22 protein-coding genes are annotated in these 21,759 nt (G+C 36.9%); 17 read left to right on the top strand and 5 right to left on the bottom strand.

Annotation, left to right across the window (positions count from 1 at the left end; genetic code table 11):
• Positions 1–20: 20 nt before the first annotated feature.
• Both IGL80_RS12205 and IGL80_RS12200 read right to left on the bottom strand, forming a co-directional pair.
• Entirely contained in the window at positions 21–725 is a 705-nt protein-coding gene (locus IGL80_RS12205; protein WP_002358403.1) for a DUF4811 domain-containing protein, read from the bottom strand.
• Positions 725–2,242 (bottom strand): MDR family MFS transporter, encoded by a 1,518-nt coding sequence (locus tag IGL80_RS12200; protein ID WP_002385351.1) that lies wholly within the window; start codon positions 2,240–2,242, stop codon positions 725–727. The genes IGL80_RS12205 and IGL80_RS12200 overlap by 1 nt, the downstream gene beginning before the upstream one ends.
• A gap of 100 nt (positions 2,243–2,342) precedes the next feature.
• Between IGL80_RS12200 and IGL80_RS12195 the strand changes: the two genes are divergently transcribed.
• From IGL80_RS12195 to IGL80_RS12150, 10 genes are all read left to right on the top strand, one after another.
• Entirely contained in the window at positions 2,343–2,810 is a 468-nt protein-coding gene (locus IGL80_RS12195) for a MerR family transcriptional regulator (RefSeq protein ID WP_002383688.1), read from the top strand.
• Positions 2,811–2,940: 130 nt separating this feature from the next.
• Complete coding sequence (locus IGL80_RS12190; RefSeq protein ID WP_002355294.1) at positions 2,941–3,693, top strand: IclR family transcriptional regulator; 753 nt, start codon at positions 2,941–2,943, stop codon at positions 3,691–3,693.
• Between the two features lie 160 nt (positions 3,694–3,853).
• Positions 3,854–4,501, top strand: a complete 648-nt coding sequence (locus IGL80_RS12185; protein WP_002367887.1) for a bifunctional 4-hydroxy-2-oxoglutarate aldolase/2-dehydro-3-deoxy-phosphogluconate aldolase — start codon at positions 3,854–3,856, stop codon at positions 4,499–4,501.
• A gap of 4 nt (positions 4,502–4,505) precedes the next feature.
• On the top strand, positions 4,506–5,513 hold the full coding sequence (locus IGL80_RS12180) for a sugar kinase (protein WP_002403812.1): 1,008 nt from the start codon (positions 4,506–4,508) through the stop codon (positions 5,511–5,513).
• Between the two features lie 12 nt (positions 5,514–5,525).
• The gene (gene kduI / locus IGL80_RS12175; protein ID WP_002355301.1) at positions 5,526–6,365 is read left to right on the top strand and encodes a 5-dehydro-4-deoxy-D-glucuronate isomerase; all 840 of its coding nucleotides are present in this window, start codon (positions 5,526–5,528) and stop codon (positions 6,363–6,365) included.
• A gap of 21 nt (positions 6,366–6,386) precedes the next feature.
• On the top strand, positions 6,387–7,175 hold the full coding sequence (locus IGL80_RS12170) for a gluconate 5-dehydrogenase (protein WP_002358407.1): 789 nt from the start codon (positions 6,387–6,389) through the stop codon (positions 7,173–7,175).
• Positions 7,176–7,404: 229 nt separating this feature from the next.
• Positions 7,405–8,511: a glycoside hydrolase family 88/105 protein gene (locus IGL80_RS12165; protein WP_002385348.1), complete on the top strand. Its 1,107-nt coding sequence runs from the start codon at positions 7,405–7,407 to the stop codon at positions 8,509–8,511.
• A gap of 20 nt (positions 8,512–8,531) precedes the next feature.
• A complete protein-coding gene (locus IGL80_RS12160) occupies positions 8,532–9,539 on the top strand; it encodes a TRAP transporter substrate-binding protein (protein WP_002358408.1) in 1,008 nt (335 codons plus the stop codon).
• 14 nt (positions 9,540–9,553) lie between these two features.
• Complete coding sequence (locus tag IGL80_RS12155; protein WP_002358409.1) at positions 9,554–10,030, top strand: TRAP transporter small permease; 477 nt, start codon at positions 9,554–9,556, stop codon at positions 10,028–10,030.
• Between the two features lie 35 nt (positions 10,031–10,065).
• Positions 10,066–11,361 (top strand): TRAP transporter large permease, encoded by a 1,296-nt coding sequence (locus tag IGL80_RS12150; protein ID WP_002358410.1) that lies wholly within the window; start codon positions 10,066–10,068, stop codon positions 11,359–11,361.
• 147 nt (positions 11,362–11,508) lie between these two features.
• Here the strand turns inward: IGL80_RS12150 and IGL80_RS12145 are convergent, their stop codons facing one another.
• A complete protein-coding gene (locus tag IGL80_RS12145; protein ID WP_002355307.1) occupies positions 11,509–12,381 on the bottom strand; it encodes a helix-turn-helix domain-containing protein in 873 nt (290 codons plus the stop codon).
• A 119-nt stretch (positions 12,382–12,500) separates the two neighbouring features.
• Between IGL80_RS12145 and rhaB the strand changes: the two genes are divergently transcribed.
• The 6 genes from rhaB (at position 12,501) to IGL80_RS12115 (ending at position 18,447) form a co-directional block, all read left to right on the top strand.
• A complete protein-coding gene (gene rhaB / locus IGL80_RS12140; protein WP_430598367.1) occupies positions 12,501–14,012 on the top strand; it encodes a rhamnulokinase in 1,512 nt (503 codons plus the stop codon).
• The gene (gene rhaA / locus IGL80_RS12135) at positions 14,009–15,295 is read left to right on the top strand and encodes an L-rhamnose isomerase (protein WP_002358413.1); all 1,287 of its coding nucleotides are present in this window, start codon (positions 14,009–14,011) and stop codon (positions 15,293–15,295) included. Before rhaB ends, rhaA begins: the two co-directional genes overlap by 4 nt.
• A 27-nt stretch (positions 15,296–15,322) precedes the next feature.
• Positions 15,323–16,171, top strand: a complete 849-nt coding sequence (gene rhaD, locus IGL80_RS12130) for a rhamnulose-1-phosphate aldolase (RefSeq protein ID WP_002391529.1) — start codon at positions 15,323–15,325, stop codon at positions 16,169–16,171.
• On the top strand, positions 16,168–16,479 hold the full coding sequence (gene rhaM, locus IGL80_RS12125; protein ID WP_002358416.1) for an L-rhamnose mutarotase: 312 nt from the start codon (positions 16,168–16,170) through the stop codon (positions 16,477–16,479). Before rhaD ends, rhaM begins: the two co-directional genes overlap by 4 nt.
• A gap of 251 nt (positions 16,480–16,730) precedes the next feature.
• Complete coding sequence (locus tag IGL80_RS12120) at positions 16,731–17,609, top strand: AraC family transcriptional regulator (protein ID WP_002358417.1); 879 nt, start codon at positions 16,731–16,733, stop codon at positions 17,607–17,609.
• Between the two features lies 1 nt (position 17,610).
• Positions 17,611–18,447, top strand: a complete 837-nt coding sequence (locus IGL80_RS12115) for a sugar phosphate isomerase/epimerase family protein (protein ID WP_002358418.1) — start codon at positions 17,611–17,613, stop codon at positions 18,445–18,447.
• An 83-nt stretch (positions 18,448–18,530) separates the two neighbouring features.
• Here the strand turns inward: IGL80_RS12115 and IGL80_RS12110 are convergent, their stop codons facing one another.
• Positions 18,531–18,731 (bottom strand): hypothetical protein, encoded by a 201-nt coding sequence (locus IGL80_RS12110; protein ID WP_002355314.1) that lies wholly within the window; start codon positions 18,729–18,731, stop codon positions 18,531–18,533.
• Positions 18,732–18,837: 106 nt separating this feature from the next.
• Positions 18,838–20,319: a peptide MFS transporter gene (locus IGL80_RS12105; protein ID WP_002355315.1), complete on the bottom strand. Its 1,482-nt coding sequence runs from the start codon at positions 20,317–20,319 to the stop codon at positions 18,838–18,840.
• A gap of 816 nt (positions 20,320–21,135) precedes the next feature.
• Between IGL80_RS12105 and IGL80_RS12100 the strand changes: the two genes are divergently transcribed.
• Entirely contained in the window at positions 21,136–21,735 is a 600-nt protein-coding gene (locus IGL80_RS12100) for a LysM peptidoglycan-binding domain-containing protein (RefSeq protein ID WP_002355317.1), read from the top strand.
• The last annotated feature ends 24 nt before the right edge of the window (positions 21,736–21,759 follow it).

Below are 21,759 nucleotides of genomic sequence, written 5' to 3'. Positions count from 1 at the left end.
TTCTCAGGCAGTCCTTCTTTTTATTTCATGTCACTAAGAATTTTCTGAATCAATTCTTGTTGAAACTCTTTGGTATATTGTTCGGTGAGTTTCGCTTGTTCTTCTTGGGACATTGATGGATTCGCCATCATAGCAGCCATCATTTTTTTGCCAACTGTTTCAGTCCCTTCTTTTTTGATATCAGCGGCATGTTGTTCCATATATTCGCCTAATTTTTTGGCTTGATCAGCACTTAAAACTAGCCAGTCACTAGCAATGTTGAAGGTGTTTTCTTGTTTTGCAAATTGGTTATCGTTGTCAGCAAGGCCAAATAGTGTTTTGGCCCAGGACTCTTGATAGGACCATTTCGTCGTTTTTTGGACTAATGTGGCTTTTTGAGCATCTTTTTGAACTGTGTTTGTGACGTTTTCCGTTCCTGTTTTTTGTAGTTTCTTTTTATCTGGTGTGTTGTACAAATAAACTTTTTCGGAACCATCGCCCAACGGCTGGTACAATAACATGTTGGGGCCATCTATGCTTGAACTACTGCTTTTTAGTTCAAACGTTTTGTCCTGAGTAACTTCGGTCATACCAAAATGATCTTTATCGTTTAAAACGATAAGACTTAACGAAGCTAAGAAGCCTAAACCAAAAATAACCATACAGCATTTATGCCAAACTTTTCGGCCAAATACATTTGTGTAGGCAAAGCCTAACACGCAAAGGATTAAAAGGAAAATAATCATTATTTCATTGCACCTACTTCCTTAACAGGCATCGCTTCTTTTTTATTTAAGAAGAAAGTAATCGCCAAGCCGAGAACGCCAAAGATTGTTGCCACGAAGAAGGCTGCGTGATAACCGTTTAGTGTTGCGTTTGTTGCTTGGTCGCGATAAGTGAGTGGGGCTGTTTTTAATAAGTCCGATGCAGGTAAGCCGTCTTTGGTAACATTTGTTAAAACACTAATCAAAACAGCTGTTCCAATTGAGCTGGCTACTTGTCGGAAGGTGTTGTTTACAGCAGTTCCGTGACTTAATAAATTCATTGGTAAAGCATTCATGCCAGAAGTTGTCACAGGCATCATGACCATCGAAATACCAAACATCCGAATCGCATATAGGACAATGATATAAATAATAGGTGTTGCTTTTGTTAAGAAAGCAAACGGTAACGTTGCAGCTGTTAAAATAAACATCCCAGTAATCGCAAGACGACGGGCACCAATTTTATCAAAAATGCGACCAGTTACTGGCATCATAAGTCCCATGACTAACGCTCCTGGTAAAAGCATTAACCCTGAATGGAAGGCAGATTCGCCACGAATATTTTGGATATACAAAGGTAAAACCATTTCGGCGCCAATCATTGCCATGTTGGTTACGCCAGATAAAATGGCTGCAACAGTAAAGACTTTTGATTTAAAAACGCGTAGTTCTAAGAAAGGTTGTTCTAAATGCAATTGTCGATATGTAAAAAGACATAAAACAATCGCACCAACAATTAAGAATCCATAGACTTGTGGGCTACCCCAACCTTTATCACCAACGCTTGAGAAGCCGTAAAGTAAGCTACCAAAGCCGAGAGTAGAAAGAATGACCGATAAGACATCGATACTTGGATTAGATAATTGGATGACATTTTTCATTAAAAATGAAGCTAAAATTAGGACTAAAACGACAATTGGAATGACCATCCCAAAAAGGTCACGCCATGTATAAGAATCAATAATCCAACCAGATAATGTTGGACCTAAAGCGGGCGCTAATCCGATAACAATTCCCGTTGTGCCCATGGCAGCGCCACGTTTTTCAGGCGGGAAAATTGAAAGCATAATTGTTTGTAAAAGAGGCATAGATACGCCGACCCCTGCGGCTTGAACAAGGCGTCCAGTCAATAACATGCCGAAGTCTTGAGCTACAAAACAGATGATGGTTCCGATTAAGAACGTTGACATCGCTGTTATGTATAATTTTTTTGAACTAAATTTGTTAATCAACCAAGCACTGATGGGAATCATAATGCCGTTCACAAGTAGGAATCCAGTGGTTAGCCACTGTACACTTGAAGCTGAGATATCAAATTCTTTCATTAATGTAGGTAAGGCCGTCGTTAAAAGTGTTTGGTTTAAAATCGTACAAAATGTTCCGATTAGTAAAACACCGACTAGTAACGACCGGTTATAAGGTTTTCCGTGAATATCCACAGGTTGTTGTGAAGTCACATATATCGCTCCTTTTTCTGTAAGTTTCAAATTAAATTGCATTAACTACTTTACAACTAATTAGAATCTTTGTCAACTTACTTGACAAAGGTGTAAAAAAAACTACAATTAAGGAAAGGATAAGGGAAAGGAAGTTAAACTAATGTGGTCAAAAATGATTCAGCGTTTGTTAAATGAAGAAAATTTGTTGATAGGAATTAGTGAACTAAGTGAAATTGCTGAAGTTTCGCCACGTCAACTTCGTTATTGGGAAGAAAAAGGGTATATTTCTTCCATTGCGAAAGACGCAAACGGTCCACGGAAATATCGGTTACATACAGTCGTCAAAGTGCATTGGATCAAGCGTTTTTTAGATGAAGGATATACGTTACAAAGTGCGGTGGAAAAAGCAGAAGAGCAGCATCGTAATGTGGGGATGACGAAAAAAATCTTTAGTCAAATGTTTCATGGTATCTCAGAAGTTTGTCCCAATTACGTAGCGATTGATTTGGGCGATTTCGATGAAGAACAAAAATTATATGTCGTATTTAATGAAACCACAGAAGTCAGTGAGTATCTTTTAATTCCTAAGGATGCAGATGTTTCTGATGAGTTAAAGAAAAGAAAATAAGAATGAAATAGGACTGGGAGAAAGACCTGAAGTGAAAGTAAAACGTTACTGAATGAATCTTCGAGTTCTTTTTTTCTTGCAATTTCTTTATTTTTATATATAATTTCTTATATGGAAAAGGAGGGTTTCGATGAAAGAAACAAAACCTTACGGAACAGTCTTGTTAAAAGCGGCTAAAATCATGGACTGTCTAAGTTTACAACCCGATCAAACCTTACAGGAAATTGCAAAGAATACCGAAATGACAGCATCAACGGCAATCAAAATTTTAGAAACCTTAACATTAATTGGCTATGTTCAAAAAGACACGAACAAGACGTACCGCTTAGGAACAAAATTGATTCGCTATGCGAATCAAAGTGTGGAGCAAATCGATTTAGCTGAAATTGCGGTACCTTATTTAGAAAACCTTCAAAATACGGTCGATGAAACCATTCATTTAGGGATTTTAAATAATAATGAAATTCTGTATATCAATAAATTAGAACCGAAAAATCAAACGATTCGCATGTCCTCGAAAGTGGGAATTACTCGACCTTTGTATAATTCGGCCATGGGTAAAGCCGTTTTAGCAGAATTTTCGGAAGAACAAGTGCAACAATATTTAGACACGCAGACATTAATTCCCTATACCGAAAATACGATTACCAATCCCTTGCGTTTGAAAAAAGAATTAAAACAAGTGCAACAAACGGGGGTTGCTTACGATGATGAAGAAATTGAACAAGATATTTTCTGTAGCGGAGTATCTTTAATGAAAGATGGCGAAATTGCGGGTGCTTTTAGTGTAAGCATGCCGAAATATCGTTTGACAGAGGAAAATAAAACGACGATTAATCAAGCCCTTTTGGCAACAAAAGCAGCGATTGAAGCGAAATTATAGTAGAAAAAGAAAGACAAACAAAAGTCGATTGGGATTTTTGTTTGTCTTTCTTTTTTTATTTTTGTAAAAACGTTTGCATTTTCTTTTTTTATCTGTATAATGAAGTTGTGAATTTCTTTATAATAAATATATATTTCTAAATAAGAAATGAGGGAGTCTGTTGAAGCGAGTATCAATTTTACAAAAATTAGAAAATGCTGGCGTGATTGCTGTGGTTCGCGGAAAGACAAAAGAAGAAGCACTAAAAGCTAGTCAAGCCATTGTAGCAGGCGGTATGCGGGGGATTGAGTTAACCTTTACTGTTCCTCAAGCAACAGAAGTGATTCAGGAATTAGTTGCGTTATACCAAGAGAATCCTGACGTAGTCATTGGTGCGGGGACAGTTTTGGATGCTACGACTGCTCGTTTAGCTATTGTAGCAGGGGCTGAATATATTGTGAGTCCAAGCTTCGATGAAGAAACCGCTAAAATTTGCAATTTATATCAAGTTCCTTACTTGCCAGGCTGTATGACCATCACAGAAATGAAAGAAGCACTGAAAAGCGGAGCAGATATTATTAAACTATTTCCGGGAAGTGTTTATGGACCGAGTGTTATTTCGGCATTTAAAGCGCCATTGCCTCAGTTAAATATTATGCCAACGGGTGGTGTCAGTTTGGAAAATATGGCCGAGTGGTTTGCTGCAGGTGTGACGGCCGTCGGTGTTGGTGGCAATCTGTTAGCGCCAGCAGCAACTGGGGATTTTGAAAAAGTTCGTGAGGTTGCCCAAGCCTATATGGAAAAATTCCAAGCAATCAAAGGGGTGTAGGCACATGGGGAAAGTCGTAACATTGGGAGAAATCATGTTGCGTTTGTCAACGCCTGTCGGAATACGCGTAGCACAAACAGAAAATTTCGCTGTACATTACGGCGGTGGTGAAGCGAATGTAGCGATTTCGTTAGCGAACTATGGCCACCAAGTGACTTTTGCTAGTAAAGTGCCCGATAATTCATTAGGAGAAGCCGCCAAAAAGCATTTAAGTCGTTATGGGGTTTCAACGGAATTTGTACGAACTGGCGGAACACGCCTAGGAACATATTACTTGGAAACTGGTACAGGAGAACGAGCAGCCAGTGTTGTCTATGATCGCGCCTATTCAAGCTTTGCTCAAATCGAAGAAATGGAATGGGACTTACATGAGCTGTTTTCAGGAGTAGAGATCTTTCATATTTCAGGAATTACAGCGGCGTTATCAAAAACGTGGCAAAGTATGACGGTTGCGCTAGTTAAAGCAGCGAAGCAAGCAGGGTGCCAAGTAAGTTTTGACATTAATTATCGAGGGAAACTTTGGTCCCAGAAAGAAGCGAGCGTGGCATTGAAGTCCATTCTTCCATTTGTTGATATTTGTTCAGCTGGGGTATTAGATGCTCGTTATTTATTGGAGATTCCAGAACCAGAGGAAGAACTTGAAGACGCATTAACGTGGTACTACCGAAAAATGCAAGAACGTTATCCCAACATTCAAGTATTTTATTCAACCAAACGTCAAGTTCATTCAGCGACAGATAATGAATTAATCGGAACGCTATGGTACAAAGGTGCGTATTATACGTCCAAATGTCATCGATTACAACCGATTGTTGACCGTGTCGGTGCCGGTGATGCGTTTGCTGGTGGGGTTTTACATGGCATATTAGCTGCCTATGATCCACAAACCTGCATTGATTTTGCGACAGCGGCTAGTGCGTTAAAACATACTGTCCATGGTGATTGTAATCAATTTAGTCAAAAAGAAGTCCTTGCTTTTTTGGCAACGGGCTCAGGAAAAATAAATAGATAGGAGATTTTAGTTATGCAAAATATGGAAACACGTTATACACATAGTCCGGCGGATATCCGTCACTATTCAACAGAACAATTGAGAGATGAATTTTTAGTAGAGAAAGTTTTTATTCCAGGTGCAATCAGCTTAACCTACACACATAATGATCGGATGATTTTTGGTGGTGTGACACCGACCACAGAAGAATTAGAAATTATTTTGGACAAAGAATTAGGGGTTGACTATTTCTTAGAACGCCGTGAACTAGGGGTTATTAATATTGGGGGACCAGGCTTTATTGAAATTGATGGCGCCAAAGAAACAATGAAAAAACAAGATGGCTATTATATTGGGAAAGAAACAAAACATGTTCGTTTTTCTTCAGAAAACCCTGATAATCCAGCGAAATTTTACATTAGTTGTGTGCCAGCACATCATAAATATCCCAACGTAAAAATTAGTATTGATGAAATTACCCCAATGGAAACGGGTGATCCATTAACATTGAACCAACGTAAAATTTACCAATACATTCATCCGAACGTTTGTGAAAGTTGCCAGTTACAAATGGGCTACACCATTTTAGAACCAGGTAGCGCTTGGAATACAATGCCTTGTCATACACATGAACGTCGTATGGAAGCGTATGTTTATTTTGATATGGAAGAAGATACGCGGATTTTCCACATGATGGGTAAACCAGACGAAACGAAACATTTAGTAATGAGTAATGAACAAGCAGCTATTTCACCAAGCTGGTCAATTCATTCTGGGGTTGGTACAAGTAATTATTCCTTTATTTGGGCCATGTGCGGAGAAAATATTACGTACACAGACATGGATATGGTTGCAATGGATCAATTAAAATAAACCAAAGAAAGAGGAGAAAACATGGAATTTAAAATGAATGATTTTCAATTAGATGGAAAAGTAGCGTTAATTACAGGTGCTGTTTATGGGATTGGCTTTGAGATTGCGAAATCCCTAGCTGAAGCAGGAGCAACAATTGTTTTTAATAACTTATCTCCTGAATCAGTTGAACAAGGCTTGGAAAATTATCGGGCCGCAGGGATTGAAGCACGTGGTTATGTGTGTGATGTCACTGATGAAGAGCAAGTTCAAGCGATGGTCGCTCAGATTAAAGAAGAAGTCGGCTCTATTGATATTTTAGTCAATAATGCGGGAATTATTAAACGAATTCCAATGGTGGATATGTCAGCAGAAGAGTTCCGTCAAGTGATTGATGTTGACTTGAATGCGCCATTTATTATGGCAAAAGCGGTTATTCCAGATATGATTGAAAAGGGTCATGGCAAAATTATCAATATCTGTTCAATGATGAGTGAACTAGGTCGTGAAACAGTTAGTGCGTACGCGGCAGCAAAAGGCGGACTAAAAATGTTAACGAAAAATATTGCTTCTGAATATGGACAATATAATATTCAATGTAATGGGATTGGACCTGGCTACATTGAAACGCCACAGACGGCGCCATTAAGAGAAACAGGGCATCCATTTAACGAATTCATCTTGGGACGAACACCTGCTAATCGTTGGGGCACACCAGCAGACTTAGCTGGCCCAGCAGTTTTCTTAGCATCTAACGCTTCTGACTTTGTTAACGGACATATCTTATATGTCGATGGTGGAATTTTAGCTTATATTGGAAAACAACCATAAATAAGTAACAAAAAGCGGACATACCTAAAAAGGATGTCCGTTTTTTGTTATTTACTCATTGATTGAATTGGTAAAAACCGTATCTAATTTTAAAAAAAAGTCAATTTTTGACAGTAATTCGTCAAGATTAACTATATAATTTGCTAACATTCCTTGCTAAACTAAAATTACAAAAAAATGAAAGCGTTTCATTTGCGCTGGTGGGATGGAAAAGGAGTTTTGATTGCCGATGATTATTAAACAGGAACAATTCATACCAAAAGATACAGTAGAAACAACGATTGACTTATTAATTAGAAATTTAACAACGATTAAAGATAACACAGGTGAATTTCTGTTAGATTTTGATGGTTTAAAAGTTGATGACAAAAGTTGGACGATTTGGAACTGGCCGCAAGGCGTTGGGTTGTATGGTATATATAAGAATTATCGAAATACTAAAAGTGAAAAAGCTTTACAAGTAGTTAACGACTGGTTTGAAGGTCGGATGCAAGAAGGCGCGCCGCCTAAGAATGTGAATACGATGGCTCCGCTTTTAACAATGGCTTATCTATATGAAGACACTAAAGACTCTAAATATATACCTTACTTAGAGCAATGGGCGGAATGGGTGATGGAAGAAATGCCCCGAACGAATGAAGGGGGCTTGCAACATGCGACATATGGACCAGAAAATAAAAATCAATTATGGGATGATACGTTAATGATGACTGTCTTACCTTTGGCAAAAATTGGTAAGTTGTTGAATCGACTCGATTATTTGGAAGAAGCAAAGCATCAATTTTTAATCCATATTAAATATTTACAAGATAAAAAAAGTGGTCTATGGTATCACGGTTGGACTTTTGAGGGAAATCATAACTATGCGGAAGCACTGTGGGCAAGAGGGAACTGCTGGATTACGATTGCTATTCCAGAAATTATTGAAATCTTAGAGTTGCCAAAAGGAGATAGTTTACGGGAATTTTTATTAAGTACCCTCAATGCGCAAGTGGCAGCTTTAGCGAAATACCAAGATGAATCTGGTTTATGGCATACATTAATTAATGATTCAAATTCGTATTTAGAATCTTCTGCTACAGCGGGATTCGCTTATGGGATTTTAAAAGCGGTTCATAAAAAATATATTTCTTCTGAATATGAAGAAGTGGCAAACAAAGCAATTGCTGGCTTACTAAATGAGATTGATGAAACGGGAGAAGTACAACATGTGTCAGTTGGTACAGGAATGGGTGATAATTTAGATTTTTATCGCACAATTGGAATGACAGCGATGCCTTATGGTCAATCATTAACAATCCTATGTTTGACTGAATTGCTTGTTTCTTATTGCTAGAAAAGTAAGGAGAAAAGTTCATGAAAAAAAGAAAGGTTTTATTTACAGCAGTTATGGTATTGGCAGGATTACAGTTGCTAAGTGGTTGCGGCAAAACAGAAGCTTCGGCAAATGATACGGTAGTCTTGCGCTATGCGTATGCTAGTAATAGCCAACCAGTTATCGATTCTATGAAGAAATTCGGGGAATTGGTAGAGGAAAAAACAGATGGTAAAGTTCAAATTGAATACTTTCCAGATGGTCAATTAGGGGGAGAAACAGAACTAATTGAATTAACACAAACAGGTGCAATTGATTTTGCAAAGGTCAGTGGATCAGCATTAGAAAGTTTTTCTAAAGATTATTCTGTATTTGCCATTCCGTATATTTTTGATAATGAAAAACATTTTTTTAAAGTAATGGATAATCAAGCGCTAATGCAACCAGTGTATGATTCTACAAAAAAATTAGGATTTGTTGGTTTAACTTATTATGACTCTGGTCAACGAAGTTTTTATATGAGCAAAGGGCCTGTTACATCTCCAGATGATTTGAAAGGTAAAAAAATTCGGGTCATGCAAAGTGAAACCGCCATCAAAATGGTAGAACTTTTAGGAGGTTCGCCAGTACCTATGGGTAGTTCGGAAGTATATACTTCTCTACAATCTAATCTAATCAACGGTGCAGAGAATAATGAGTTCGTTTTATATACAGCTGGTCATGGTGGTGTGGCTAAGTATTATTCTTATGATGAGCATACTCGAGTGCCAGATATTGTGATTATGAACGAGGGAACAAAAGAACGTTTGACAGCGAAACAAGAACAAGCGATTGAAGAAGCAGCAAAAGAATCGACCGCTTTTGAAAAAACGGTCTTTAAAGAAGCGGTTGAAGAAGAAAAGAAAAAAGCACAAGCAGAATATGGTGTTGTGTTCAATCAAGTAGACAGTGAACCATTCCAAAAACTTGTTCAACCGTTGCATGAATCATTCAAAAATAGCTCAGAACATGGCGAACTGTATCAGGCTATTCGCCAGTTGGCGGACTAATTAAGGAGGTAATTATGACAGGTTTTAGAAAATTTTTAAATCGACTTTTAGAAATACTTGGATCAATCATTCTTGCTGCAATGGTTTTGGTCGTTTTGTACCAAGTGTTTGCCCGGACAGTGTTAAAAAATCCTAGTACCTTAACAGAAGAATTTGTTCGCTTTGCATTGGTCTGGCTGGCGATGTTAGCTTCTGCTTATGTGGTTGGAAAAAAGGGACATTTAGCAGTAACTTTGTTAAGTGAAAAATTACAAGGGAAACAAAAACGTTTTTTAGAATTTATTGTTCAATTGTTGTTCCTACTTTTTGCAGGAGTGATTATGATATTTGGCGGTTGGAATGGTGTAGTAATTACGTTAGGACAAATTTCACCATCTTTGGCAATTCCTATGGGTTATGTCTATTTAGCCGTTCCAGTAGCAGGTGTTTTGATGTTTATTTATAGTTTGATGAATTTGCTAGAGTTATTCACGCAATCAAAAGATTCTTAATGCGTTTATAGAAGAAAAAGAATAGGAGTAAAAATATGGCTTTAGAAGCAGGCATTATCTTATTTGTAGTTTTTGCAGTCTTATTGGTAGTTGGTATGCCAATTGGTATGAGCATTGCGGCATCTTCAATTGCAACATTGTTATTAGTAATTCCTTTTGAAGCAGCTGCATTTACCTCAGCTCAAAAAATGGTCTCTAGTTTAAATAGTTTCTCTCTCGTAGCAATTCCGTTTTTTATTTTTTCTGGTGTGATTATGAATAATGGGGGAATTGCCCAAAAGTTGGTAAATTTTTCTATGTTATTTGTTGGTCGTGTTCCCGGCGCGCTAGCACATACTAATGTGTTAGGGAATGCATTATTTTGTTCGATTTCTAGCTCTGCAATTGCAGCATCGACTGCTATTGGTGGCGTACTAATTCCGCAACAAGTAAATGAGGGCTATGATCGGAAATTTGCAACGGCTGTAAATATTGCCTCTGCTCCTACAGGAATGGTTATTCCACCAAGTACAGCGTTTATTATGTATTCATTGGTGGCTGGTGGGGCCTCTATTTCTTCTTTATTTTTAGGAGGTTATTTGGTAGGTTCTTTGTGGGCGTTAGGAATTATGGTGGTAGCTTATGTTATTGCAAAACGTCATAATTATCCTACTGTGGCAAAAGCAAAAAAAGGAGAAGTCAGCAAGGTTCTGCGAGAAGCGGTTCCCAGTGTATTGTTAATTGTCATTATTATTGGTGGTATTTTGACGGGGTTATTTACAGCGATTGAAGCATCAGCAATTGCTGTTGCATACTCATTATTGATTTCAATGTTTTACTACAAAACAGTGAAAATAAACGATTTACCTAAAATGTTAAAAGAGGCTGTCTTGATGAGTGGAACCATTATGTTCTTGTTGGCAACTTCTTCAATGATGTCTTTTGCGATGGCTTTTACAGGGATACCAGAAGCAATCAGTACAGCTATTTTAGGAATCACAGACAATAAATACTTAATTCTACTATTAGTAAACGTTGTCCTATTGTTTGTGGGAATGTTTATGGATGTTGGTCCAGCTATTTTGATTTTTACGCCAATCTTTTTACCAATTGTTATGAATGTTGGGGTGGATCCAGTTCATTTTGGTTTATTTGCGATTATGAACTTGTGTGTTGGTTCAATTACACCACCTGTTGGAACAGGATTATATGTTGGTGCTAGTGTTGGGGGTGTTAAAGCTGAGCAAATGCTGAAACCACTAGTTCCATTTTATCTGGTAATCTTAGCAATTTTACTTTTAATCACATATGTACCTGAACTTGTCATGTGGTTACCAAATCTAATTTCTTAATTCAATACAAATTGTCTAACAACCCCAATTGAGCGAAATATAAGTTGTTCAATCAACTAGATTTGGTAATTTACTATAAAATATTGAGTTTAGGAGGCATAGAAATAAAAAATCTCTCTATGACATTATGTGTCATAGAGAGATTTTTTAGAAGCCACTTTTACGGTATTGACTAGGAGTTAATCCAGTTCGCTTTTTAAATAATCGACTAAAGTAGGCATAGTTTTCTAAACCAACATCTACAGCAATTTCTTTCACTGTTTGATTAGAATAGCGTAGTAAATCTTTTGAATAAGAAATTTTTTTACTAATTTGATATTTAATTGGCGGTAATCCAATGTATTTGGAGAACTCTTTGTTCAATTGATATTTATTTAAATGAAAGAGTTGAGCCAAGTCTTCTAAAGAAATTGTTTCTTTGAAATGTTGATCAATGTAAGCTTTCATTTCCAAAACCAATGATGGAATCGTTTCGTAGGTAAAGTCTTGACGATACTTTTGCAACAATAATTCGTTCAGTAATTGATGAATTAAGACGGAAGATTGGTAATCAGTTTGCGCATGTTGTAAATCTTGTAATTGTAATAATTGCTGAATGATTAAATGAATAGGATTATCTTCTGGAAGCTGATTAGTGGAGAAAACTGGTGAACCATTTTTCATAAATTCTTGGAAAAAAGCACCAGAATTTCCTCCTTCAAAATGAATCCAGTCCATTTCCCAAGGATCTTCGCTGGTTGCTTGATAGTATTGATAATCCCGACAGTCAATAAAGAATAAATCACCTCTCTGTAAGCTGTATGTATGATAACGATAGCGTAATTCCCCAGTACCATTTAGCGTGAATTTAATTAAGTATGATGGTAAATGTGCCCGCTCCGTATAATAAGGGCGCGAGGCTTTAAACTGTCCAATTTCCTGTATGTAATAAAAAAGTGTGCGACTTTTGCTGCTAGGTGTCAAAATATGTCGCTTAGAATCGTCTGACCAAGAGTAGTCGGCTTTTTCCCAATAATCCATAAGAACCTCCTAATTACCAAGATAGTACAATTATATCTCAAAATTGTGAGAGGTGAAAGCGCTATTTTTTGTTTATGATGAATACATAAAGTTAGTCTAACGTACAAAAAATAAAAATAGTGAAAGGATTGACAACTATCAACAAAGTGAAAAAAGAACAAGTTGAAAAACGAATCTATTTAGCGGTTGATATTGGCGCTTCTAGCGGTCGCATAATGAAAAGTCAATGCTTAGCGAATGGTCAGATAACAATAGAAGAAATTCATCGTTTTAAAAATGGTTTTCATCAAAAAGATGGGTATCAGCGTTGGGATATGGCTAGTTTAGTTCATGAGTTACTGCTTGGTCTGCAAAAAGTTAAACAATTAGGTATCAAGGAATGCTTTATTGGAATTGATACTTGGGGTGTTGACTATTGTCTGCTGGATCAATCTGGACAACTTTTGGACGAACCGATTGCTTATCGAGATGGACGGACAGAAGCAGCTGTAACAAATTTTTCAAAAGGCTATTCATTAGAAAAATTGTACCAACAAACGGGGATTCAAGTTCAACCTTTTAATACCATTTTTCAGTTATTTGTAGAGGAAAAGGAACGTTTGGCTGCAGCCAGCCAATTGTTGTTAATCCCTGATTACTTAGGTTATGTCTTTACTGGAAAAGCAGTCATCGAAGCCACCAACGCCTCCACCACGCAACTGTTGAATGCTGGAATGAAACAATGGGAAAGTGAATTACTGGATTTCCTAGGAATTGATGAAACACTATTTCCAACATTAGTAGAGCCGGGCACGATTTTAGGCGACCTGCAAACAGCGGCTTTTCCAGACTATGATTTACCAAATGCAACGTTGATTACGATAGCTAGTCATGATACAGCTTCAGCAATTTTAGGTACGCCAGGCATTGGCGATGACTGGGCGTACATTAGCAGTGGTACTTGGTCTTTATTAGGCATTGAAACGACTGTTACAACAATTTCTGCTGAAGCTTTCCAAGAAAATTACACGAATGAATGGGGCGCCCAGAACACAATTCGTTTCTTAAAAAATATTATGGGTATGTGGCTAATTCAAGAAGTGGCACGGCACCAAAACTACCAATATAGCTATGCTGAATTGGCCGCCTTAGCTGAAAAAGAACCAGCATTTCAACAATTTATTGATGTAAATGATCCTCGTTTTTTAAATCCGGGAAATATGATTACTGAATTACAAGCCTATTGCCGTGAAACACAACAAACAGTTCCTGAAAGCCCTGGTGAACTCGCTCGTTGTATTTATGATAATTTAGCATTGTGTTACAGCGTAGAACTAGAAAAATTAGCTCAATTAACAGGAATCGAACGGAAAATTACAACTTTACATGTTGTCGGTGGTGGTTCCAATAATCGTTTATTGAACCAGCTAACTGCTGATGTTGCTAATGTTACAGTGAAAGCGGGACCTGGGGAAGCAACTGCTTTAGGTAATCTTTTGATGCAGATGATTGCAACAGGTGAACTTAAAGATATTCCAGCAGCTCGTACTTGTATCCAAACATCTTTTCCCACGGAAATCTATCAAGCAAATCCAATTGATTCAACAATAAAAAATCGCTATCAAGCATTTATGAAAAGGAGTTCATTATGACAACCATTACACAAAAATATGAAGAAGCGAAAGAAAAATATGCCAGTATTGACGTAGATACCGAAGCTGTATTGGAAAAAATGGCTGATGTCAAAATTTCAATGCATGTGTGGCAAGGAGATGATGTGAGAGGCTTCTTAAGTGAGGATGAACTTTCTGGCGGTATTTCAGTTACAGGGAATTATCCAGGCGTTGCTCGAAGTCCCCAGCAACTACGTCAAGATTTAGAAAAAGCGTTTTCTTTAATTCCAGGAAAACACAAATTGAATTTGCATGCTATTTATTTAGACACAGAGGAAAGGGTAGATTTAAACGAACTGGAACCAAAGCATTTTGAACCATGGGTGACTTGGGCAAAAGAAAATGGCTTAGGATTGGACTTTAATCCAACCTTTTTCTCGCATCCAATGTACCGCGATGGCTTTACTTTAGCTCATCCGAATCCGCAAGTTCGAGACTTTTGGATTGAGCATGGGAAACGTTCACGAAGAATTGCTGAATATTTTGGAAGAGAATTAGGACAAGTAGCTGTCAATAACTTTTGGGTGCCAGATGGCTTTAAAGATAACCCAGTTGATCGTTTAACGCCGAGAAAGCGGCTAATGGCTTCGCTAGATGAAATTTTTTCAGAGGAAATTGATCCAGCTTATACAGTCGATGCAGTGGAAAGCAAGCTCTTTGGGATTGGTTCAGAAGCCTATACAGTTGGGTCTCATGAATTTTATATGGGCTACGGTTTAACGCGGAATAAATTAATTTGTTTAGATGCTGGTCATTTTCATCCAACAGAAGTGATTTCTAATAAGTTATCTTCATTATCCTTATTTGGCGAAGGAATGCTATTACATGTCAGTCGTCCAGTTCGCTGGGATAGTGACCACGTTGTCATTATGGATGATGAATTGCAAGAGATTGCCAAGGAGTTAGTTCGCAATGATTTATTAGGAAAAACACACGTGGGCTTAGATTTCTTTGATGCCACAATCAATCGTGTTGCCGCTTGGGTGATTGGCACCCGCAATACACAAAAAGCGTTAATGAAAGCGATGCTTGAGCCAACAAACGTCTTAAAAGAAACTGAATTGATGGGAGATTTTACCACACGTTTAGCCTTAACGGAAGAGTTAAAAGACTTTCCATTTGCCGATATCTGGAACTACTACTGTCAAGAAAATCACGTACCTATCGGCTTAGATTGGTTAACGGATGTTCAAGAATACGAAAAAGTGATTTTACCAACTCGTCAATTGCCAACAGGTAAAGATAGTTGTCGTTTTTCATAAAATTAACAAACGAGAGGAACTTCTAAAATGAAAAAAATGAACGTGTTACAAGCACCATTTGTGGAAGAAATGGTCAAAACGACCAAAAATTTATATCGTTTAGGTTGGGATGAACGAAATGGCGGAAATATTTCGTATTTATTAAAAGAGGAGGAGATTTTACCTTTTCTAAATCCAACACAAGTGCTCCGAAAGATTCCAATGAAATTTGATGCAACGAAATTAGCAGGAAAATATTTTATCGTGACAGGCTCAGGAAAATATTTTAAAAATGTCTGTGATGCACCAAGCGAAAACTTAGGGATTTTACGAGTTAGTGAAAATGGCCAGGAATTAGAACTATTGTGGGGCTTAGAAGATGAAGCTGTGCCAACGAGTGAATTACCTAGCCATTTTATGAGCCATATTGCTCGTTTAGCTGTTGATCCAGAAAATCGCATTGTCATGCATAATCATGCGAGTCATTTATTAGCAATGAGTTTTACCCACGAATTAGATGAAAAAGTCTTTACTAGAACATTATGGCAAATGTGTACCGAATGTTTAGTAGTATTTCCAGACGGTGTTGGTATTATTCCGTGGTTGGTTCCTGGAACGAATGAAATTGGTGCAGCAACGGCTGAAAAAATGAAAGAATCTCGTTTGGTTTTATGGCCGCAACATGGTATTTATGGTACTGGCCGTGATATGGATGAAGTATTTGGTTTAATTGAAACTGCCGAAAAAGCCGCTGAAGTGTACACTTATGTTTGTGCGCAAGGAGGCGTTCGCCAAACAATTTCAGATGCAGATTTATGGCGCTTAGCAGAAGCGTTTGGTGTGACACCGAAAGTTGGCTATTTGGAAGAGAAAGTATCAAAACGGAGAAAGCTATGATAAAAAAAGCCTTTTGTATGCAAGTATATCCTGATCAACATGCCGAATATCAACGACGTCATGAGAAGTTATGGCCAGAAATGCGTCAAATGCTGAAAGAACATGGGGTAATTAAGTATCAAATTTTTTTAAATCCTGAAACCAGTACACTTTTTGGTTATTTAGAAATAGAAGATGAAGCTCGCTGGGAGCAAATAGCACTGACGCCAATCAATCAAAAATGGTGGAACTATATGGAAAATATTATGGAAACAAATCCGGATTGCTCGCCGGTGATGACTGAATTAAGAAAAGTTTTTGAATTATAATTTAAAATAGAACAGTTTGTTATAGTGAATCGTATGGTTGTGCACAAAACAACTTACTTGAGTGGAGTTGATTTTAAGAAATTGTTCTGGAACTTACAAAGAAAGCCTTTGTGGTAACAGCTGTTCCAGAAAGTAATAAATTGTACCAACATTAGCTGTAACTGTTTATTCAAAAAATAGTTAACTTCTAAAAAAAGAGGTGAATCTTGTTGAAGAGTGTAAAAGAAATCCGGAAATCACAAGTAAATAGTATGATTTCAGATCAATATGAGATCTTTCATGTAAAAGATATGGTTAGTCCAGAAAAAACCATCTATCATTACCACGATTTTTATGAAGTCCATTGTACGTTAAAAGGGGTAGCAACGTTCTTTTTAGATGGACATCAATTTGATGTTGAAGCAGGGACCGTTTTACTCATTCATTATCATGATTTACATCGAATTATTAAGCAGAGTACTGATGATTTCGAACGAATGTATATTTTTTTAACACCTGATTTTTTACAACAACGGTCTAGTAAACGGACAAACTTGTCTGCTTGTTTTCAACATTTTGGTCAGCGTCGTAGTAAAGTTATCAAAGTGGATGTAGCAAAATTAGCAAACTACTTGACCCCGTTAGATCATTCTCCTTTGCCAGAAGAATATGGTGCGGATGTTCGTTATGAACAACAACTGTTAGACTTTTTAATTTACTTAAATCAATTAGTTCTGAAAGAAGAGAATGAGAGCCAACCAAAACAAATGATTGAAAATGAACGAATTGAAGCAATGATTACCTACATTTCTCAAAATTTGGATCAACCATTAACCTTAGAACAGATGGAAAAAAATTTTTTTGTGACTAAGTATTATGTAACGCGGGAATTTAAGAAACATACAGGATTTACTTTCCATCAATTTGTGCTGAAAAAGAAATTACTTTACGCTAAACAGTTATTAAAAGAATATCGCAGTGCTAGTGATGTTTACCTGAAATGTGGATTTAAATCATATCCACACTTTTTGAAATCCTTTAAAAAAGAGTTTAATATGACACCAAAAGAATTTTTGGTGCAACATAAGAATAATCAGATCATTCATTTTGATCATTACGAAGAATCTATCAAGAAAGTGAGGCTTGAATAAAATGTTGACACTTGCAGTACGTGCCCATGATGTTGGCACCAAAATATCTCCTGTGGAATTAGCTAAAAAAATTGCTGAAACGAACATAACTTCAATTCAATTTACCTTAGGTATTTCTTATCCAGAATATGCAAGTGCTGCTGTTCTATCTCCAGGACTAGGAAGCCAATTGAAGAATATTTTCGAAGATGAAAAGATTACGATTAGTGTCCTAAGTTGTTATATTAATCTGATTCATCCAGATTTAGAAGAGCGAGAAAAACGACTGCATCAATTTGAAACATACATTCGTTACGCTTCAATGTTTGGGGCAAAAATCGTTGCAACTGAAACAGGCAGTATATATGAAACGATTTATTACACTGAAGATAATTATACAGAAGAAGCCTACGAAGAAGTTTTATTTTCTGTTAGAAGATTATGTCGAGAAGCTGAAAAGTATGGGATAATTGTTGGGATTGAACCAGGAATCAATCATCCAATTCATACAATTGAAAAAATGCAACGATTGATTGACGAGGTTGCTTCAACTAATTTAGGCATTATTTTGGATCCTACCAACTTAATTCGAGTGGATATAGATAAAACGTATTTGGAAATAGTAGAAGAAGCGTTTGAGTGTTTTGGTGAAAAAATCGTTGCTTTTCATTTGAAAGATTTCATTATAAGAAATCAGCAGATATTTCCGGTAGCCATTGGCGAAGGGCAGGTACCTCTTAAAGAAACCATTCAATTTTTGAATAAACATAAGCCCGGACTGTTCACTATTTTTGAGGAAACACCATTTGAAAAAATAGCAAGTGCCTATCAAAAAGTTTCGCAATATCATTCCATTTAGATAAAAATGTGCAACAAAAAACATCTCGATTTTTTGAGATGTTTTTTGTTGCTTAATAAGACAAAATATAAAGTATACTTGCCTTAAAAACTCACATAAAAGAAAGAAGCAATCGCCACAGCAAATGAAATAATAGCAAACACTAAGCTACTCCATAGTCCTAACAGAATAAATGGTGAGGTTCTTTTGCCGCCCTCTTTCTTTAAGTAGGAAAATGTCCGTCCAGTAACAATGAATTGCCAGATACTAATCAATAAAAAAATACCGCCAATTAAGTAACGCATGTCCTCGTCCTCCTTCTATTTAGTATACCACTTGATGAAAACGTTATCAAAACGCTGTATAAAAAAGTTGCCTTTCAAAAAAGAGAAAGGCAACTTTTTTGACGGTTTAACGGACGTCACCCATTAAGTTTTGGATTGGTTTTTTCACAATGAATAAGAGAATCCCAGCAACGACAGCTACAAGTCCGACAATCCCAAAATATGCTGACTCTGTTCCAGGTGTATAGAAACGAGCAATTTGAGCGTTAATGGCTTGTGAAGCGGCATCTGCTAATAACCAAATAGCAACGGTTTGAGCTTCGAAAGCTTTCGGTGCTAATTTTGTAGTAATCGATAAGCCAACGGGAGATAAACACATTTCTCCGACAATCATAATGAAGAAACTAAAGAATAACCAAAGTGGACTCACCCGTCCTTCGGTACCATAAAGTAGACCTGGCAACATTAATAAGACAAAGGAAAGACCAGCAAAGACTAGCCCTAGTGAAAACTTCACAACTGTTGATGGTTGACGTTTACCTAGTTTTGTCCATAATGTAACAAAAATAGGGGTCAAAATAACTACGAATACAGGATTTAATGATTGGAACCAGCTAGCGGCAATCGGGAAGCCAAACAAACTCGTTTGCGTCCGTTCATTTGCAAATAGAGCAAGAATAGACGAACCTTGTTCTTCCAATGACCAGAAAACAATTGCTGCTAAGAATAATGGCAAATAAGCCAGAACTTTTGGTTTTTCTTCAGCAGTGACATCTTTAGACGTTAACATTTTGCTGAAATAATAAACTGGTAACAGGATTCCTAACACGCTGATGGTATTAATAAAGAAATCAATTGTTAAATGTCCTGTGACATAGGCGCCACCAAAAATAAGTAAAGCAACGACAATTGCCAACATAAATGCTTTAGCAAATTTCTTTTGCTCTTCTTTAGACATTGGATTAGTTGGGGCCTGACCAATCCCAGCAAGAGATTTACGTCCTTGGAAATAATATTGTAGTAGCCCGAAGAACATCCCTACTGCGGCAACTGAAAAGCCTAAATGATAATTATATTCTTGTCCTAAAGTTCCGACAACAAGGGGAGCGATTAAGGCTCCGATATTAATCCCCATGTAAAAAATGGAGAAGCCTGCATCTCTACGTAAGTCAGTTTTTGAATAAAGATGGCCAACCATCCCTGAAACGTTTGGTTTTAACATCCCAGTCCCAAACACAATCAACATAATAGAAACGAATAAGGCGGGGACACCAAATGGGGTAGCGAGAACAATATGTCCAGCAATGATTAGCAAACCACCAATAAAAACAGTTTTCCTTGAACCTAAGACACGGTCAGAGACCCAACCGCCAATGATACTGGACATGAAAACCATTGATCCATAAATGGACATGATGGCTAAGGCAGTTGCTTTGGGGAGACCTAAACCGCCATTGGCTACGGTATCGTAAATGTAATACATTAGAATAGCACGCATGCCGTAGTAACTGAAACGTTCCCACATTTCTGTGAAGAACAGTGTTGCTAGTCCTTTCGGTTGTCCCAGAAAGGATTTGTCTAATTTCTCAAGTTGTTCTTTGTCACTCATAGATAAAACTCCAATTCTTATAATATTCAGAATATTTGATAATAAAATGACTTAAATGTAGATTCATATATTTTATTACTCATAGATTGGAAAATAGAAAGAGAAAAAACTGATTATGTTTTTAAATAACAAGCGTTCGAGCGATTGTTTGTTTTTTATTCGTGAATTATGATAAAAATGAATATTTATTCTGCTTTACTTTCAATAATTTGTTTTCACAGTCGTTTTAGCTGTTCTTTTTTTGAATAAGATTAAAATGAATAAATAACAAGCAAAATATAAGATTTTTTTGTTTAACTCTTTTTGTTTCAATAGGAAGTGCTTAGTGTTTTTTCAGAATCGAAAAATGAATACGACAAAAAATTTAACTATATATAGAAGGAAAAATAAAAATAGTGAATGATAAAAAAATTCAAAGAAAACACCTGTTCTTTTTAGGCGTGAATTTTTGAAAAAAACATTCTCATGTCTAGTATCTTTAACATTTTGTTACTTTTTGACTGAAACGAATGTAAAAAAACCGACATTTAATGGCTAATCAAGGGTTAGAAAACGGTTTCTCGAAAATAAAATCCTGTTTTTTTAACTTTTTTTCGCAAAATATAAACAGGATAATATCAAGCTTCCAGCAGCTTTTTATTACAAAATGTAACAAAACCGACATTCTAGTAATAAATTGTCACGAGATATTCACCTACGGCCGGCCATTCGATGATAAAGTATGTGAAGTCGTTTCGATAAAGCGAAGCAGACGTGGTTGTTGCCGAGTGCTAAGAGCAACAATCAAATATTTTTAATTACAAAGGAGAAACATACATGAAATCAATCAAAACGATTTTACTTGGAACAACTTTGGCCGCAGGTTTAGGATTATTCTTAGGAACAGACGCAAACGCAGAAAGCTTATATACAGTTAAAGCAGGAGATACTTTATCAACAATTTCTCATCAATTTGCAGGAGACAATAGCTTAATTCAAAAAATTGCTTCTGATAACAAATTGCCAAACCTTGATTTAATTTTTGAAGGAGAACAATTAGTTATTCGTTCAGAAAAAGAAGTTGCTAATACTCCAGCACCAGCTGTAGAAGTTGCACCAGTTCAACAAGTAGTTGAACAACCTGTTGCACAACCAGTACAACAAGAAGTACAACAACCTGTTGCTCAAGAAGTAGCGCAACCAGCAGCACCTGCCGCAAGCAGTGATGCAAAAGAATGGATCGCACAACGTGAATCTAGTGGTTCTTACGATGCAACAAACGGTCAGTATATCGGTCGTTACCAATTATCTGCCTCTTATTTAAATGGTGACTATTCACCTGCCAACCAAGAACGCGTGGCAGATCAGTACGTAGCAGGTCGCTATGGTTCATGGGATGCAGCTAAATCATTCTGGTTAGCAAATGGTTGGTACTAAAATTAAATAAACGAAGTAATCTAA

The sequence above is a fragment of the Enterococcus sp. DIV2467a genome, from assembly GCF_050532945.1.
Taxonomy (GTDB): domain Bacteria; phylum Bacillota; class Bacilli; order Lactobacillales; family Enterococcaceae; genus Enterococcus; species Enterococcus faecalis.
Note: the sequence above shows the minus strand (reverse complement) of the source record. Positions and strands in the feature narration are given on the sequence as shown.